This window comes from Nostoc sp. JL23, assembly GCF_017115065.1.
Classification (GTDB): domain Bacteria; phylum Cyanobacteriota; class Cyanobacteriia; order Cyanobacteriales; family Nostocaceae; genus Nostoc; species Nostoc punctiforme_A.
This window is the reverse complement of sequence record NZ_JABXKN010000153.1, coordinates 97,817-114,305: the sequence shown is the minus strand read 5'-3', so window position 1 is coordinate 114,305 and position 16,489 is coordinate 97,817. Positions and strand designations below refer to the sequence as shown.

Here is a 16,489-nt window from a genome sequence, read left to right as displayed (position 1 = left end):
GATAACCCTAGTGTATGATCGATAAGGTTATTCGGTTCTGGTGGGAGTCAGCTACCAGAGGTAACGGGGAAAGTTCGGTGCAAATCCGGCGCTGTCCCGCAACTGTGAACCAATTTGAGATTCAGGAACTAAATCGAAAATCTCAAATTGAGTGAGTCAGGATGCCCGCCGAGATAGATTTATTAGTTTCACATATCTGCGAGGTACAGATGACTACGACTGTAAATATTTCCCCAACCAGTTCTTTGGATGTTGCTGAACATACTTTATTTGTTTGCAAAACCTGTGCCAGTGTTTGGCAAAATGGAAAACGCTTAGGTGAAAGTGGTGGTGAAAAACTTTTACACCAACTTCAGCAGCTGGCACAAGATTGGGAGTTACGAGATCGATTCCCGATTCAGGAAGTTGAATGCATGAGTGCTTGTAATCGTTCTTGTGTAGTCGCTTTTAGTGCCAAAGGCAAATTAACATATTTATTTGGTGATTTAGCCGTTGATGGCAGTGCCTCTGCGGTACTGGAATGTGCTAGCCAATACTATGCTAAAGCAGATGGTTTACTGCCTTGGTCAGAGCGTCCAGAAGCAATGAAGAAGGGCATTCTGGCAAAAATTCCACCGTTATCTATCTAAATAATGCGCGTTTTGATTTTGGGTGGGACGGGTGATGCAGCAGAACTAGCTGCCAAAGTGACGACTATCCAAGGATTAGAAGTAATCACCTCTCTAGCTGGACGCACCCGCGAACCGTCAGTACCACTGGGCGATTTGCGGGTTGGAGGCTTCGGCGGTGCGGCTGGATTGGCTAACTATCTGCGAGTCATGCAAATCGACTTGTTAATTGATGCAACCCATCCTTTTGCGACTCAAATTTCCTTCAATGCAGCAGATGCGGCAACGGAAGTTGGAGTCCCCCGTCTGATGTTAATCCGTCCGCCTTGGGAAAAAGAAAGTGGCGATCGCTGGATTGAAGTTGACAGCGTTGCAGCCGCAGCAAAAACCCTGCAAAATCAGGCACAGCGGGTATTTTTGACAGTTGGTAGGCAAGAACTCGCCGCTTTTGCTCGCCTAGAGAAAATTTGGTTTTTGATGCGGATGATTGACCCTCCTGGCGATGATGCTTTAGTACCGCCGGGGATGGTATTGTGCGATCGCGGGCCTTTTACCCTCAATAATGAGAGACAAATTCTGATTGAGAATAATATTGATACCATCGTCAGTAAAAATAGCGGTGGCGATGCCACAAAGCCCAAGATTATTGCCGCGCGAGAACTAGGCGTGAAAGTTGTGATGGTAAATCGTCCAGCCATACCGCCAGGAGAGCAGGTTAGCAATGTTGATGCTGTTTTGGTATGGCTATGCGTAGGCGTAGCCCGCCGTAGGCATCGCTGCTAAGTAATATATAGCGCTTCTCGAATGGAAGCAATACATTTTGACCTCTCTCCAAACCTCTCTCCTTTTAGGAGAGAGGCTTTGATGCTTCTCCCCAACGCTAGCAGGAAAGGGGCTGGGGGTTAGGTCTGTATTTCACGCAATTGAGAACCGCTATAGGCAAGATTGATAATACGATCTTTCCTAATTTCCGTATAATACACGGGAACGATCGCAGTAACGACTTCTATGAAAAATCTAGTTTTATCTGCAATAGCCCTCGCCACCACATCTGGATTAGTTTTCGGGACAATGCCAGCCGCTTCTGCTTTAAGTTGGAGTTGGAATTATTCTGGTACTGGCGTAGCCGCAAACGGTACTTTCACCACTAATGACACCCCGAACGATTTGGGTTTTTACTTAATTACTGGAATTACTGGTAAGCGAAATGGTGAAACAATTACTGGTTTGCAACCCGCCGGGACTCCGATACCAGGAAACGAACCTTTTAATGTTGATAATTTAATTAGTCTTAATACTCAGCAGTTAACAGGTGATGGTTTTGGGTATTCCACTTCGGCAGGAAACTATTCTAGTCCATTTTTCGCGAGTTTTTTGCCGACACCAAGCTATTTAGAGGTTTTTTCTGCGCCGCCAATCACACCAGGTTTTGAAAATTTGGGATTGGAAGATAGTGAGTTACCGATTAGTTTTTCTGCAACCATAATTACTGTTTCTGAACCTACTTCTATCCTTAGCCTACTCATTCTTGGTACTCTTGTTGGCGCACCTTCATTACTCAAACGCCACAATCTATCCAAATTGACTCAGAAGAAGCTCGAAAAAGTTTCCTAAAACCATCAATAACAATTCAAAATTGTACCCTTGCAGGAAAGCAAGCTACGCGTAGCGTCTTGTAAAAAAGAGAGTTTCAGATGGGAATTTAAAGCCCGATTGTAGCTTGCCTTTTGTAAAGTAACTTTAGCTAAGTACAGTTTTGCGGAAAAGCGTAGCGTTTTTAATGCAAGCCGATGCATTAACAATGCAAGCCGATGCATTAACAATGCAAGCCGACGTATTAACAATGCAAGCCGACGTATTAACAATACAAGCCGATGCATTAACAATACAAGCCGATGCATTGGCAATGCAAGCCAACGCATTGGCATTGTAGGGTATTGCCAAATTTAATTCGCTATGAATTTATAAAATGCTGTAAGTAGGTGGATCTAAATAAATATAAGATAGTTCGTCATTGCGAACCAAGTGAAGCAATCGCAAAGACTGAGATTGCCACGCTTCACTTCGTTCCGCTCGCAATGACATCTTATATTTAATTGCGTCTGCTTACTTACTAAATGTTGACGTTCGGTCTTAAACCCTTAAATTTATGAGAAAACTTGCGATCTCTCTAGAGGCTCTCTGAGACACACAGATTAAAGTAATATAGCAACGGTGGTATCATTGCATCAAAATGATCCCGTAATTTTGTCTAGATATATAATTCTATCGCCCTGCGGACGGTAGATTATTTCTAAAAGGAGTTTGCTGCAATGTCCACAAAACCAACTACTCGACTAATTTTAGAGACTTTACTCCCCCATCTCAAAGTAGCAGCAGCCTATGCCAATGTTCTTCAACCAAAAATTGCTGCACTTCCCGCCAAAGAACAAGGAAACAACTTTTTTAGTGCTGCACTTACTGATGCAGATGTGGCTATTCAAAATCTGGTAGAAGTAGTATTACTAGGAACTTTTCCAGATATTCGCTTTTATGGTGAAGAATATGAAAGTTCTAATAACACCAAGTATTTTCGTGCTACCGACATCGGTTCAAAAGGTGATTATTTAGTCACACTCGACCCGATTGATGGCACGAAGTTTTATATGGATGGACATTCTAATTACCAAATTATTCTCAGTATTTTAAATGCGGATGAGTTTGAAGCAGTAATTGCCATTTCTCCTGCCCAAAACATTTATTTTTACGCCCTTAGAGGTGAAGGTGCTTTTAAAGGCACGCTGGACATGAACTTAGAAGCCTGTGCCCCGTTAGATATAACATCCGCCAAACCTTCTATTTTATTGGGATGGGGAATGAATTCCATCGCACATTTATTAAAAGATCGATATAAAGTAATCGATATAGCAACTGATTACTCTAGTGATATTCAAATTCCCAATCTCAATGGTATTCTTAGTGGCGACTTGAGTGGAGCAGTCATTAAATCGGGCAAATTTCTTGATAGTGCTGCACTCGCTTTTATTGCAAAAGAGGCTGGCTGGACTGTAACTACTCTGGACGGTTCGACTTTACCACCACTGCATACTTGTCCAAACTATAGTCTGCCTGGATTGCTCGTAGCTGCTTCAAAATCTGTTCATCAAGACTTGTTAGAAGCGATGCAAAGCTTTAGGAGTGCTGAGTGCTGAGTATTGTGAATCTTCCCACTCTAAACTGCTACGGTAGGCAAACCGTGGATTTACCCCCCTTAATCCCCCGATGCATTGGGGGGAAATATCCGATTGCCGGTTCTCCCCCTTGCCAAGAGGGAGTTAGAGGGGGTGAGAAGGACTTGTATATACACCGTAGCTCTAAGTTGGAGAATTCACTACTGGGAACTGAATTGGATACCGTTTTCCACAAATCATATTTTTTGGCTAAATGAAAATCTGTATTGTTGGCGCGGGTGCGATTGGTGGATATTTAGGGGCGAAATTGGCACTGGCAGGTGAAGCAGTGACACTAATCGCGCGTGGTTCTCATTTGGAGGCAATTCAAAAAAAGGGGCTGAAGTTACTCATGGCAGACGGTTCCAGCCAAATTGCTACTCCGGCTTTGGCAACTAGCGATATTCAAGAAGCGGGGCCACAGGATGTAGTAATTTTAACTGTGAAGGCTCACAGTGTGCCCGCGATCGCACCCTTTCTCCCTGCACTCTACAATCCTCACACAATGGTGGTGACAGCCCAAAATGGCGTTCCTTGGTGGTACTTTCGTCAGCATGGCGGTGAGTATGAAGGTACGCGGATTCAATCTGTTGACCCAGATGGGATTATTGAAGCTAGTATCGGTGCTGAACGTGCTATTGGTTGTGTGGTTTACCCAGCAACAGAGATAATTGAACCAGGTGTAATTAAACATATTGAAGGCGATCGCTTTACTCTTGGTGAAATCGACGGCACTAAAACCGAACGCATCCAATTATTAGCACAGACTTTAAAACAGGCAGGATTTAAAGCACCAATCCGCAATCAAATTCGCACGGAAATTTGGATCAAGTTGTGGGGAAATGTGGCATTTAATCCCATCAGTGCCTTAACTGGTGCGACTCTAGAGGATATTTGCCGTTATCCCCTCACTCGTGAACTAGCGCGACAAATGATGACAGAAACTCAAGCGATCGCAGAAATTTTAGGTATCAAGTTTGGCATCACTTTAGAACAGCGAATTAATGGCGCAGAAAATGTCGGTGCCCATAAAACCTCAATGCTACAAGATATTGAAGCCGGACGCGCTACGGAGATAGATGCTATTGTTGGCGCGGTGGCAGAATTGGGACAACTTACTCAAATTCCCACGCCTTATATTGATGCTATTTATGCCAGCGTTAAGTTGCTGGAGGCGACTAAAGTAAGAATTTGACGAACCACAGAGACGCAGAGAACACAGAGTGAGGAGGAATAGAGAGGATTTTTGCGTCAGTTGTGGGATATTTCTTTATTTGGAATTCTCTTAAGGTGCGGAATGTAAATTATAGAATTATCAAGTCTATGAAGAAAAAAAAAGCATGGCAATTAACAATACTGGTTATAGCAGTAATAGGAATCAGCATTATCATCGGACATAGTAATTCTCTAAAGGCTGCTTCACCTTTAGGGAAAGACACGCTGACGATGATTACTTCTCCAGATTATCCTCCTTATGAGTTTTATGATACTAAAGGAGGCGATCGCCAAATTGTTGGCTTTGATATAGATATTGCCAAAACCCTTGCTGAAAAACTAGGGTTTAAACTTCAAATAATGGAATCTGATTTTAATGGGTTAATTCCTGCACTCCAAGCAAATCGTGCTGACTTTGTAATGGCTGGGATGACTCCGACTCCAGAACGTCAGAAAAATATTGATTTTTCAATTATCTATTACGAAGCTAAAGATACAATTGTCGCTCCTAAAGGTAGCAACCTGAAGCAGCCCCAAGACTTATCAGGAAAAAAGCTTGGGGTACAACTAGGAACCATACAAGAACAAAATGCTCAGAAAATTGCTAAAAAAGTTGCAGGTATTCAGCTAAAGCAACTCAACAAAGTGCCGGAAGTAGTTCAAGAAATCAAATCTGGGCGAATTGATGCAGCAATTGTTGAGGATACCGTCGCTAAGGGATTTGCCCAAGCTAACCCAGATTTAGAATTTAATACTATTCCGTCAGAGGAAGCAAGTGGATCTGCGATCGCTTTTCCCAAAGGTTCTTCTTTTGTAGAACCGTTTAACAAAGTCCTTCAACAAATGAAGGACGATGGCACATTGGCTAAACTAGTAACCAAGTGGTTTTCACAGAATACCGCCGCCAATCCTGCATCCTTAACTCCTGCTAAAGGCGGATTGAATCTCGACTTCACCAGAATTCTTCCAGATATTCCTTTTATTCTGCGGGGAATCCCTTTAACTTTGTTGTTCACGCTATTATCTGTAACCTTGGGGTTAATTTGGGGAACAATTCTGTCTCTATTAAAAATTCTTGGTATCAAACTGCTTACCTGGGTTGCTAACGCCTACACTTCTGTTTTTCGAGGCACACCTTTGCTATTACAGTTGGCATTGGTTTACTACGCAACACCTCAGCTTACAGGCTATGACATTTCCGCATTGGAGGCTGGGGTGCTAACTTTTACCCTGAATTCTGGCGCTTATATGTCGGAAACCATCAGGGGTGGGATTCAGGCGGTGGATAAAGGGCAAAGTGAAGCGGCGATGTCTATGGGTGTTCCTTATTGGTTGATGATGTGGGATGTGATTTTGCCCCAAGCATTGAAGAATATTCTTCCAGCATTGGTAAATGAAACTATCGGATTGCTTAAAGATTCCGCGCTGGTGTCAACGATTGGGGTGGTGGAAATATTACGCAGTGCCCAAATTGTTGGTGCAAACAAATATATTTATTTTGAACCACTGCTATTTGCAGGGTTAATCTACTATGTTTTGGTAATGGGTATGACCTTGGGTGCATCCGCTTTAGAAAGGAGGTTACGGGAAAGTGAATAATGTAGTAATTCGCACAGAATTCTTATGTAAATCCTTTGGCAAACTTGACGTACTCAAAGATATTTCCACTGAGTTTTACCAAGGGGAAGTGGTTGCCATATTAGGGCCTTCTGGTTCAGGTAAGTCTACCTTTTTGCGATGCATAAACTTGCTAGAACAACCCACCAAAGGAAGAATCTATTTTCACGACCAAGAAATTACCAATCCCAAGGCAAACATCGCTAAAGTACGGCAGCATTTGATGATGGTATTTCAACATTTTAATTTGTTTCCCCACATGAATGTGCTGCAAAATGTCACCTACGCACCCATCAAGGTGAAAGGAATAAACAAGCAAAAAGCAGAAGAACATGGCTTAGAATTGCTTGCTAAGGTAGGTTTAGAGTCAAAAGTGTCTGTGTACCCATCCAAATTATCTGGGGGACAGAAACAGCGAGTAGCGATCGCTCGGGCATTAGCAATGGAACCAGAGATGATTTTGTTTGATGAACCCACCTCTGCACTAGATCCCGAAATGGTCAAAGATGTGCTGGAAGTGATGAAAGCTTTAGCCCTATCTGGGATGACAATGGCGATCGTCACTCATGAAATGGGGTTTGCAAGAGTTGTTGCCAATCGAATTATGTTCCTCGACCAGGGAATTTTAGCAGAAGATGCTACTCCTAGCGAGTTTTTCCAAAATCCACAGTGCGATCGCGCCAAGCAGTTCTTAGAAAAAATGCTTTAGAACAATTGAAATTTGCCGCTTTTCTTGTATTCTTGAACTAGCCCTTTCAAGGTGAGTAAAAATTTTGCTCAAAAAATTCCTCTTTAATCTCTTAACTCTGTGTTCTCTGCGTCTCTGTGGTTAAATAAATTACTTTTAAACCGCAGAGGCACAGAGAGCGCAGAGAGAAAAACAGAGATTTTACGAGTCACCTTGAAAGGGCTGTTCTTGAACTTACGCATTGACAAAAAATACTAAATATACATAAGTTTAAAAACCACATCTTTTCGTAATGTTAATGCGTTGACTTGCATTGTTAATGCATCCCAATGCAATGCCAATACGTTCTTCTGAAAGGGGATTATCCCTACTTTCTCAAACGAAAACGCACCGGCATTCTATCAGGCGGATAAATCAAAAGGTTCTGCTGTAACTGTTCCAGCGATGATCGACCGTTGACCAACTCCCAGTCAAAGTAGTAAAGCAGTAGTGCCAGCATCATCGTTCCTTCCAGCATTGACAAATGCTCTCCCAAGCAACGATGAGAACCTGAGCCAAAGTCTATCATTGGAACTACACTACTTTCCTTACCCTTCTCTAACCAACGCTCTGGCAGAAATTCATCGGGATGAGAATAGACTTCAGGATCTCGTCCAGCAGCAAGCATTGACCAGAATATTTTCGTGCCACGAGGAATAACCGTACCCTCAATAACAGTGTCACGTTGAGCCTCCAATGAAGTCGAGCCTGAAGCGACGGAATAAAGGCGCAAAGTTTCCTTGAAAATAGCGCGGATGTAATTCAATTCCTTAAGGCTTTCTCCATTAATACTGCCTTGACTTTCCCAAGCTTTGTCAACAACGGCCTGGGCCTGCTGAAAAACTCTTGGATTTAAGGCCAACTCTCCTATTGCAAAAGATAAAGTATGAGCCGTGGTATCAGTACCAGCGATTAAAAGTTCAATAACTTCTGCTACTAGTGTTTCCCGATTGTATTTTGGTTCTTTGGCAGCTATTTTCACTAACATTGATTCCTGGAACAAAGGACTTACCTGTGGTAAATCGGTCTGATTTGGTTCTCTCATCTGTAAAGCTAAGTCTACACGGGGAGTAATAAACTCCTCTAAATATCGCCTTGCTGCCCAATAATCTCGTGAATTCTTAGTTGGCAGATATTTCATCCATATCTTCTCGCCAGTAGCTACCCGTAGGAACCGATAGCCAACAATAGACATCGCCTCGTACACCTTGAGGACATCAAGAGGTTGTCCTTCATGACTAGCAATGTTTCTATCCACAGGAATGCCCAGTACTAAACAGGAAATTACCCTCATTGTTAGTTCTACAAACAGAGGATCTACCTGAACTTCTGGTGAGGCAGTTGACTGAATTTTCTCAATTACTTGTTCGCAAGCTTGACTAATAATTTCCACATATTTGGAGAGACCGCTAGAACTGAATTCAGGGTTCCAAGCCTTACGTCTGTACTGCCACTCACTTCCATTTTGACCTAAAAGAATGGGCCCACTAATGTCGTTCCAAGCTTTGCTAGCTCGTTGTGACCTAACTAGGCTACCGTCTCTCATCCCATTGATAATAGTGTCTTCGATAACTTTTGGCTTACTCAAAACGAGAACTGGCTGGTCAGTCCAGCAAACATACATTGGCCCTAGTTGCTGGCTCCAATCAAACAATAATTGGAAGAATTTCTTCTCTTTTACTGCTGCTAATACTTGAGGAATATTTCCTAAGAGCCAGTGTCTCTTAGGAGAAGGAAGGAACTGTAGAGATTTGTAAGTGTTTTTTTGTTTCCACCACCGCCAACCTAATATTCCTGCTGTGCTAGTAATGCCTAAAGCTGTAATTAAATATGGAAATGAGTCAGAAAAAGCAATTTGAGCAGCAATATCTTGGAACATAAATCTGCCTTTGCCTAACAAAAACTTAGATTATTCAGATACTACCGTATTGTTTCCAGATTGGTTTACCGAGATTCTCAGTTGAGTGGTTTCTAAAGAAAATCTAAAGTTAGCAAATAGCGATCGCCTGAAAACAGGATAATGCAGCTGAACAGGTTAATCCTTCCCATTCAACCTAGAATTATGGCATCTACACCGAAAATCCTCGCCTTTGCCGGCAGCACCCGGATTGATTCTTACAACAAAAAATTGGTAAAAATCGCTGCGGCTGGCGCTAAGGCAGCAGGCGCAGAAGTAACTTATATAGACCTCCGCGATTTGCCTTTACCTCTGTATGATGAAGACTTGGAAGCTCAAGAAGGACTACCTGCCAACGCCCGTACTTTCAAGGATTTGCTGATTTCTCATCAAGGATTGCTGATTGCTTCGCCGGAATATAACAGTTCACTCACAGCAGTTTTAAAAAATGCCATTGACTGGGCATCCCGTCCATATCAAAATGAAGCACCGTTGGCTTTGACTGCTTTTGCAGGGAAGGTTGCTAGTATTATGAGCGCTTCCCCAGGCGCTCTTGGTGGTTTGCGGGGGTTAGTTCACCTGCGTTCCATTTTGGGAAACATCAAAGTTTTAGTACTTCCCGACCAGATAGCAGTATCCAAAGCTTATGAAGCCTTTAATGCTGATGGCACGTTAAAAGATCCGAAACAGCAACAATCTATTGAACGGTTAGGCGATGGCTTAACAAAGATATTGGTGAAGCTCAATTAAACTCTTCAGGTGTTCAGTAAATAACGAACACCTCTACAGCAGAATTCAGAATTCAGGAGTCAGAATTTAGAAGTAAAACAAGCTTTATACCTAATAGAGATTTTGATGAATTGCAATCTCTGATTCAAACCAGACGCGCCCATAGCTACCACCAAGAGGTTTCAATCCCTAATAGGGATTTTGATGAATTGCAATCCAATCCCTAGAAACAGTGGGGCGGATTGCTTTGGTTTCAATCCCTAATAGGGATTTTGATGAATTGCAATTGCGGGAGGCTGAAAGTCAAGCTGTATTTAGTTTTCAAGGTACGGTTGCGCGATTCAAGGGCAATCATAGCATTAGAGAATTCGTTTGGAAAGAGCGCCAGGAAAATTTAAAGCCTGAAATCGTATTTTGATAAGCATTTCAGAGATTGCGCGGATGAAGATTAGGCGACTAATGGCTTAAAAGGCTTACTGGAGTTGGGATATAAGCACTTTTTTATGGCTGTGAAATTTCTACACCTACCCTTCCGCGCATTTGAGATGCAGGAACCTAGCTAGAAGGAGACTCAGCAAAGAAAATTGTTTCGTCCCGTGGCTGTTCTCCGCCAATGCGTTCGACTTTTCGCTGACAACAGCCACAGAGAAAATAAAAACGAACGCTGTCTGTGTCGGGTTTAATCAATTTAGCTAAACGCGATCGCAGTTTAGCATACTGAGTGGAAGTGATATTGCACTCAAACACACTCAGTTGCATCCATTGTCCGTAAGACTTGAGAACCGAATGGATTTTAGTCCCGCGCTTATCTTCTGGAATGTCGTAGCTGACAACAATATAATACATGGGTTAGTGGGGAGTTATTTAAGAACTAAAGGGGGATATTTATCGATTTCGTTCATGAGGTACTTACTTAATAACCTCGCTTGAATTTCAAAGGATTCTTGGTAGGTACATTTGTTTCCCATCACTGGATGTTTGAAACTCGATAGTTTCTTTTGTTGATAGGCGCGAAGAAATGTATGCAATCCCTCTTTGGTTAAAGACACAGCACCACTGAGCGGTTCGGTGGTAAAGTCAGTTAAGGTTAGCGATCGCTTGTTAATCAGCGACAAAACTACAGCATCCACTATTAAAGGACGAAACTCTTCCATCAAGTCCAAGGCTAGGGAAGGTCTACCATAACGCTCGACATGTAAGTATCCTAGATAGGGATCAAAGCCAACAATATTTAAAGCACTTTGCACATCATGACGTAGTAATGAATACCCGAAACTCAGTAGGGCATTAACTGGATCGGTTGGTGGGCGGCGGCGTCTGGCTTCAAATTGAAATTCTGAGGTTTTGATTAGTTGTTGAAAGCAACCAAAATAGGCTGCACTACCAGCACCTTCTAAGCCTCTGAGGGAATCAATACTGTTCGTTTTTTCGATTGGTGCGATCGCGTTTTCCAATCGAGTAATGTTATTATTCAGGTCAGTATCAGGATGTTCTCGCTGAGTGCGAAGTAAGCTATGGCGGTAATTTTTCAATTTACCCCGTACAAATCCTCTGACTAAATGTATTGCTGGTTGTGATTCTCCCACAGCTTGCCATTGGGCTTTACGAACAAAGATATTTTTGGTAACTTCTGGTTCTAAACGCCCTAAATATCGTCCGTTTTGTGTGAGAAATGTTAAACAAATGTGACGTTCTAAAAGTTCACTGACGACGGCGGGAGAAATAGTAGCCCGTCCTAGTACTACAATTCCCTCTATTTTAATTAAAGGGATATCTAAGATTGTTTTTTGTTCGGCTTTAACGGTGAGGCGTTCGTCAACTTTACCGATAAAAGCATCGGCTTGTGTTACGTAAAGTGTTCCCATTTTTGATTATTCCTAGTAATAATTGGAGATTGAGTGAATAGATTTTTCGGGTATAATTAAATACGGGTTAGCAAGGGTTGTTGGTGTAGATAATTGGTCTTTTAAGACGCGATAAATCGCGTCTCTACATGATGGTTTTGGGGTATGATTTAATTTAATTCTTGGTAACTTTTGACTGTATCAGTTGCTTTGGGCAAACATTGCGAATAAAGACTACATCCTTGGCAGCGTTTGCTGTAAACTGGTTTTGGCATTGCTCCTGTTTCTAGGAGATTTGTGACACATTGAATAGTTGCGATCGCACTTTGTCGTAACTCTGCATTAATCTCTACTAATTGTCGTTGATGGGAGTGGGCATAATAGATATATCCAGTAGTAACAGGTTGTCCTGTCATCTCTTCTAAACATAAGGCTTGGGCACAAACTTGCAACTCATCGTTATCCCATTCGCCTTTGCGTCCCCGCTTGTATTCGACTGGATAAACTTGACCTGATTCTGCTTCAATTAAATCAGATTTTCCAATGAGTTTATATTGCTCCGACTTCAGCCAAATTGCCCGAATTTGCCAAGTTTCTCCTCGCTGTATATCGCTTGTAGTGTGGACGCGATCGTGTAAGGTTGTGCCTTCAATTGTGTATTGATTATCGGTAAATTCCCCTGCACAAAACATCCGCCAACAGCGATGCGGACAATAGGCATATTGATTCAATGCCGCAATTGAAATATATTCGGTTTGATTCATAATTGGGGTGGTTTTTAAATGATTATTAGAATTATGGAGAATATAGCCCAATATGCTTGCGTTAAGGGCTACTGGCAACAATTTTGGGTTTTCGAGACGCGATAAATCGCCGTCTCTACAAGTGTTTTAGGCTTATCTGAACTGTATTGGAATATAGCCGCCGTGTCATTCCCATTCCCATTGTTGTTTTGCGACCAATTCCTGCATACAAAGCAAAGTCAGCTAAAGCGTTAATTTGCTTAATTTGTATTGGTTCAATTTCTCCCAAAATCTTATAGGTAACTTCGCCAATAATGCCAATAAATTTGCTGCGGGAGTCGGCTAATATTTCTGTATGAATATTGACAAATGAGGGAAATATTGACTCAATGGCAATATGAGAAAATTCTATACCACTGTATTTATTCCACCGCGAAAGTAGGGAATTAAAAACCGATTCTCTGGTAGGAAGGGTACTGTCATACTGTCCTTGACGGAAGGCGGTAGGCGTAGAGAAGCTAAGGTTAATGGAAGAATTGCGCTCGCTAGCTTCTTCGTATAATTGGGCGTAAGTACTAGCATTTGCCCAAGGTTGAATAGATTGGGGTGTGCCTTGAATGCTCGTAATATACAAGTCAGCCGGGCCAAGATGCCAAGGGCGATTGGGATTAAGATTTAGCCAGAGTTGGGTAAGTTTGCCAAATAGAGTGTCATCTAATAAAGAGATGCGCCACCAACAAGGAGTTCCGGCGGGAATGGGTTGTTGATGTGAGTATTGCAATTTAGATCCCCCCTTACCCCCCTTCAAAAGGGGGGAATTAATTTGTAAGGGGGAGAGGGTGAAAGCTTTATCAGCAGTGGAATCGTGCAAGCGATCGCCTAATGTGCTATCTACAGAACTAACAAGGGTTAAAAATAGGGCGTGGAGATGTCTACCTGTAAGATACTGTGGTGGAATAGGCGATTGGGGTAGCAAATTCAACACTAAACTATGAGGCATACTTTCTCTTTTTGGTTGTAGACTGAGTGATTCTTGACTCTACAGTAAACTCAGGGATTTCCTGGAGTTCAGTTTCACTCAAACTATACTGTTCACAAACTAAACTTAAGCGATTTCCTGGGGTTTTGACAGCGTTAACCGAATGGGTTAAATCACCTTGAAAATAAACTAAAGTATTGAATTGAGGCTTAATTTGCCCAAGTTGGCGTTTGTGCGATCGCAATACCAGTTCTCCCCCTTCCATATCCGCAGGTACGCGCACATAAAGCACACTGACAACCGCAGGCGGTTCAATGGTTTTGGAGTAGGAACGCAGGGAGCGATCGATATGCGGATCGACGCGGGAGCCTTCTTTGAGTTGTAAAGGATTGAGGTAAAAAGCATTACAATTCGGCTGGAGAGCTAAATCTAGGTAAGGTTTGAAGTAGGGAAACTGTTGTTCTACTTTTGCTAATCCAGAACGTTGAAATACTACAGAAAATCCTTTAGTGGCGACAAAATCGCGGTTGAGGTTGTTAATAGCAAAGTAAGGACAAGCTTGGATTTCTCCCCACAAGTTGTTTAGGTAGTCGTTGGGGAAGGCGTTGGTTTGTTGTTGATAGTGTTTCACTGGAGATAGAGGAGCGATCGCTGAATGTGGTATCTAAAATTTTAAAGACTGTCGAGTGATGATAGTAGTATTCTTTTAAGTGAGAAAAACTACATAGCGAGAAAGACCAATGAGAATTGATGATTACAATGCAGCAAAGGCACTAACTGAAAAACTCAAAGAGAACTTACCCATTAAAGCACGAGCAGGCAAGGAGTTTTTGAAGACATTAAAGCAAAAAGGAGTAAACGCCGATCCAGACAGAGAATTTGAAATTGATTTCGTTGGCTATTCAGGAGATGAAGGCGGGATTATGTGCGGACTAAAAGAGCCAAATAATCCCGAAAGTGAAGAAAAATATGTTTCTTCTATTACTCATCTAAAAATTGACTCTAATCATCCTCTAGCTGCTGAAGTGCAGACTTACCAACGCCAGCGAATACGTAAGTTAATGTTGCAAGATTCCAGAGGTTTTAAAGCCGAGTTAATGACGATAGAGCCTCGAAAAAATAAAAACCGTAGTAAAGGCTTTGGTAAGTGATTAACTCCGAAAACGATATTCTATCCGAACTGGAATTTTTAAGTTTTGAATGCCATCAAATTGATAGTATTGACCTCGCATTTGGACATTCTGAATTAAGCTAACTGGAGGCATATTCACAACATCATAGCTAATTACTTGATTAGTGAACATCACATCTAAAGGATTTAATGGATGTGTACAAGTGAATATACCTTCATAAATTTTATGTTTCGGTAATTGTTCAACCGTCACTTCAGCCTTGCTCATCCATTTACCCAAGCGAATCCACTTTGGTAATTTGAGTTCTTTTTGGGAAATGACAAAAAACTCAAATCTACTTTCTGCTGCTATTTCCTTTGCTCTACCAAAACTGGGGATATTTTTCTGAGTTTTCTCCATTTCAACGTGGTAGTTATTGTTAGCATACTTCCAGGTGTTGAGGATAGAAGAATGATTGAGCGATCGCGCCGGAGTTACGTAAATACCCTGTTGATTGAGTGGCGTTAAATGCTCCTCATATTTTGGCACTTGTTCGGGGCAAAAATAGCGATAGGAATGTTCTTCAGCAACGGTAGTAGAGTATATTTGGCTATCAACTAAACCCAGTGCATAACAGAGGGCGTAGTTATGAATTATTGCCTCTGTTTCATACAATCGCCCGATTTCACGAGTTGCATAATAGAGACTGTCATGTAGTTCTATTTGACAACGGTAAATAAACACCATTACTCTTTCCCCGCTTTAGCAGTAGTTTTCTTCTTGCTAATATGCTTCTTGGCATAATCCTTCGCTTCTGCATCAGCTTTTTGTAAAATTGCCTGAATACCTTTCTCACTTCCTGTTAAAGTTTTGACTTCATTAATTAGGGATACAAAAGCATCACCAATGAAATCTGTGTGAACAATAAACTCATCAGCCATTAACGCCTCAATAGCGTTTTTCGCAGCAGTGATTACATCATCTTCATCTAGTGGATCGGGAGCAGTTAAAGTATTATTAGATTTCATTTGGTCATATATTGCCTGAGTCCAACGCAGGTTACTTGTGATTTCTCCGTCAGCAAATACAACACCAATCAACTCATTTCTGACACGACCTGTACGGGTAGTTTGCGCTCCATAATGACGAGTTCGCAAAATATTATTAAAAACGTAAAGAAAGCTAGCTTCAGTGGGGTCTTTCAAGGTGACAATACTAGGAAAGAAAACTTGCGGTCTAATATGGTCTTGTTGATTAATTCGACTGGTAACTTCACCAGGTTTAGAACCATTTTCACCCTTGGAAGCCATCGTGCCATTTTCATAAGGAGCGTTGAGGGTGAATGTTTCGTGTGATTCATCAAAAGCTGTAATTGAAAATGCCGTGTCTACTACAACTTTTGATTTTTCAGAGCCAGAGTCACCAATAGCAAAACCGTAAATAATGCAATCAGGATTATCCATTGCGAAATTCACGTTGTATTCGCATTCTTCAGCCGTCATCAAGCCATAGTTACGCAGCAGTTCCCGACCAACTAAACGCTCTGGAGTAGACTGTTTGCGCTTAAACATTGACAAACGGCTAATTGTGGTTTTGTCTTTAACTCCTGCTCTTACCCGTGCTTTATTCAGTTCTGCATCTGTCTGAAATAGAGGGTAAGATTCAGTAATGCGAATAGTTAAAAAATGAACATATTTACCCATTGGTTTGTAAGGAATCTCAGCTTGAAATAATTTGGATTCAACTGTTTTTAAAATTGCCATGATTTCTCTCCAAAAAATTATTTACTACTTGTTTATATCTAGAAGA

At 41.8% G+C, this 16,489-nt stretch carries 19 protein-coding genes and 1 riboswitch; of the genes, 11 read left to right on the top strand and 8 right to left on the bottom strand.

What is annotated here, in order from left to right; translation table 11 throughout:
- Nucleotides 1-15 precede the first annotated feature (15 nt).
- Nucleotides 16-188, top strand: a riboswitch (cobalamin riboswitch).
- Nucleotides 189-209: 21 nt separating this feature from the next.
- From HWQ42_RS33315 to HWQ42_RS33280, 8 genes are all read left to right on the top strand, one after another.
- Entirely contained in the window at nt 210-629 is a 420-nt protein-coding gene (locus HWQ42_RS33315; protein WP_292819855.1) for a DUF1636 family protein, read from the top strand.
- A 3-nt stretch (nt 630-632) separates the two neighbouring features.
- Nucleotides 633-1,391: a cobalt-precorrin-6A reductase gene (locus tag HWQ42_RS33310; RefSeq protein ID WP_292819852.1), complete on the top strand. Its 759-nt coding sequence runs from the start codon at nt 633-635 to the stop codon at nt 1,389-1,391.
- 225 nt (nt 1,392-1,616) lie between these two features.
- On the top strand, nt 1,617-2,222 hold the full coding sequence (locus HWQ42_RS33305) for a PEP-CTERM sorting domain-containing protein (RefSeq protein ID WP_292819849.1): 606 nt from the start codon (nt 1,617-1,619) through the stop codon (nt 2,220-2,222).
- 166 nt (nt 2,223-2,388) lie between these two features.
- Nucleotides 2,389-2,541, top strand: a complete 153-nt coding sequence (locus HWQ42_RS33300) for a hypothetical protein (protein WP_292819846.1) — start codon at nt 2,389-2,391, stop codon at nt 2,539-2,541.
- Nucleotides 2,542-2,920: 379 nt separating this feature from the next.
- On the top strand, nt 2,921-3,799 hold the full coding sequence (locus tag HWQ42_RS33295) for an inositol monophosphatase family protein (RefSeq protein WP_292819843.1): 879 nt from the start codon (nt 2,921-2,923) through the stop codon (nt 3,797-3,799).
- Between the two features lie 232 nt (nt 3,800-4,031).
- Nucleotides 4,032-5,012 (top strand): 2-dehydropantoate 2-reductase, encoded by a 981-nt coding sequence (locus tag HWQ42_RS33290; RefSeq protein WP_292819840.1) that lies wholly within the window; start codon nt 4,032-4,034, stop codon nt 5,010-5,012.
- 128 nt (nt 5,013-5,140) lie between these two features.
- A complete protein-coding gene (locus HWQ42_RS33285) occupies nt 5,141-6,631 on the top strand; it encodes an ABC transporter permease subunit (protein WP_292819837.1) in 1,491 nt (496 codons plus the stop codon).
- Nucleotides 6,624-7,358, top strand: a complete 735-nt coding sequence (locus HWQ42_RS33280) for an amino acid ABC transporter ATP-binding protein (RefSeq protein ID WP_292819833.1) — start codon at nt 6,624-6,626, stop codon at nt 7,356-7,358. The genes HWQ42_RS33285 and HWQ42_RS33280 overlap by 8 nt, the downstream gene beginning before the upstream one ends.
- Before the next feature lie 346 nt (nt 7,359-7,704).
- Here HWQ42_RS33280 and HWQ42_RS33275 read toward each other — a convergent pair whose 3' ends face one another.
- Nucleotides 7,705-9,255: a cytochrome P450 gene (locus HWQ42_RS33275; RefSeq protein WP_292819829.1), complete on the bottom strand. Its 1,551-nt coding sequence runs from the start codon at nt 9,253-9,255 to the stop codon at nt 7,705-7,707.
- Between the two features lie 141 nt (nt 9,256-9,396).
- Here HWQ42_RS33275 and HWQ42_RS33270 point away from each other — a divergent pair, with 141 nt between their 5' ends.
- Both HWQ42_RS33270 and HWQ42_RS33265 read left to right on the top strand, forming a co-directional pair.
- Nucleotides 9,397-10,023, top strand: coding sequence for an NADPH-dependent FMN reductase (locus HWQ42_RS33270; RefSeq protein ID WP_292819826.1), 627 nt, complete (start codon nt 9,397-9,399; stop codon nt 10,021-10,023).
- 211 nt (nt 10,024-10,234) lie between these two features.
- Nucleotides 10,235-10,420: a hypothetical protein gene (locus tag HWQ42_RS33265; RefSeq protein ID WP_292819823.1), complete on the top strand. Its 186-nt coding sequence runs from the start codon at nt 10,235-10,237 to the stop codon at nt 10,418-10,420.
- A gap of 137 nt (nt 10,421-10,557) precedes the next feature.
- On the opposite strand, the gene cas2 is transcribed toward HWQ42_RS33265, so the two are convergent.
- The 5 genes from cas2 to HWQ42_RS33240 form a co-directional block, all read right to left on the bottom strand.
- Nucleotides 10,558-10,848, bottom strand: coding sequence for a CRISPR-associated endonuclease Cas2 (gene cas2 / locus HWQ42_RS33260; protein ID WP_292819820.1), 291 nt, complete (start codon nt 10,846-10,848; stop codon nt 10,558-10,560).
- A gap of 14 nt (nt 10,849-10,862) precedes the next feature.
- Nucleotides 10,863-11,867, bottom strand: a complete 1,005-nt coding sequence (gene cas1d, locus HWQ42_RS33255; protein ID WP_292819817.1) for a type I-D CRISPR-associated endonuclease Cas1d — start codon at nt 11,865-11,867, stop codon at nt 10,863-10,865.
- A 149-nt stretch (nt 11,868-12,016) separates the two neighbouring features.
- Nucleotides 12,017-12,610, bottom strand: a complete 594-nt coding sequence (gene cas4 / locus HWQ42_RS33250) for a CRISPR-associated protein Cas4 (RefSeq protein ID WP_292819814.1) — start codon at nt 12,608-12,610, stop codon at nt 12,017-12,019.
- Nucleotides 12,611-12,725: 115 nt separating this feature from the next.
- The gene (gene cas6, locus HWQ42_RS33245; RefSeq protein WP_292819811.1) at nt 12,726-13,589 is read right to left on the bottom strand and encodes a CRISPR-associated endoribonuclease Cas6; all 864 of its coding nucleotides are present in this window, start codon (nt 13,587-13,589) and stop codon (nt 12,726-12,728) included.
- Nucleotides 13,579-14,199 carry a 2OG-Fe(II) oxygenase gene (locus tag HWQ42_RS33240; protein ID WP_292819808.1) on the bottom strand — a complete coding sequence of 207 codons (621 nt, stop codon included), beginning with the start codon at nt 14,197-14,199 and terminating at the stop codon, nt 13,579-13,581. Before HWQ42_RS33240 ends, cas6 begins: the two co-directional genes overlap by 11 nt.
- A 109-nt stretch (nt 14,200-14,308) precedes the next feature.
- On the opposite strand from HWQ42_RS33240, the gene HWQ42_RS33235 reads away from it, so the two are divergent.
- Nucleotides 14,309-14,719 (top strand): hypothetical protein, encoded by a 411-nt coding sequence (locus tag HWQ42_RS33235; RefSeq protein WP_292819804.1) that lies wholly within the window; start codon nt 14,309-14,311, stop codon nt 14,717-14,719.
- On the opposite strand, the gene cas5d is transcribed toward HWQ42_RS33235, so the two are convergent.
- Nucleotides 14,720-15,427, bottom strand: a complete 708-nt coding sequence (cas5d, locus tag HWQ42_RS33230; RefSeq protein WP_292819800.1) for a type I-D CRISPR-associated protein Cas5/Csc1 — start codon at nt 15,425-15,427, stop codon at nt 14,720-14,722.
- Nucleotides 15,427-16,443, bottom strand: coding sequence for a type I-D CRISPR-associated protein Cas7/Csc2 (gene cas7d / locus HWQ42_RS33225; RefSeq protein WP_292819797.1), 1,017 nt, complete (start codon nt 16,441-16,443; stop codon nt 15,427-15,429). The genes cas5d and cas7d overlap by 1 nt, the downstream gene beginning before the upstream one ends.
- Nucleotides 16,444-16,489: the final 46 nt, after the last annotated feature.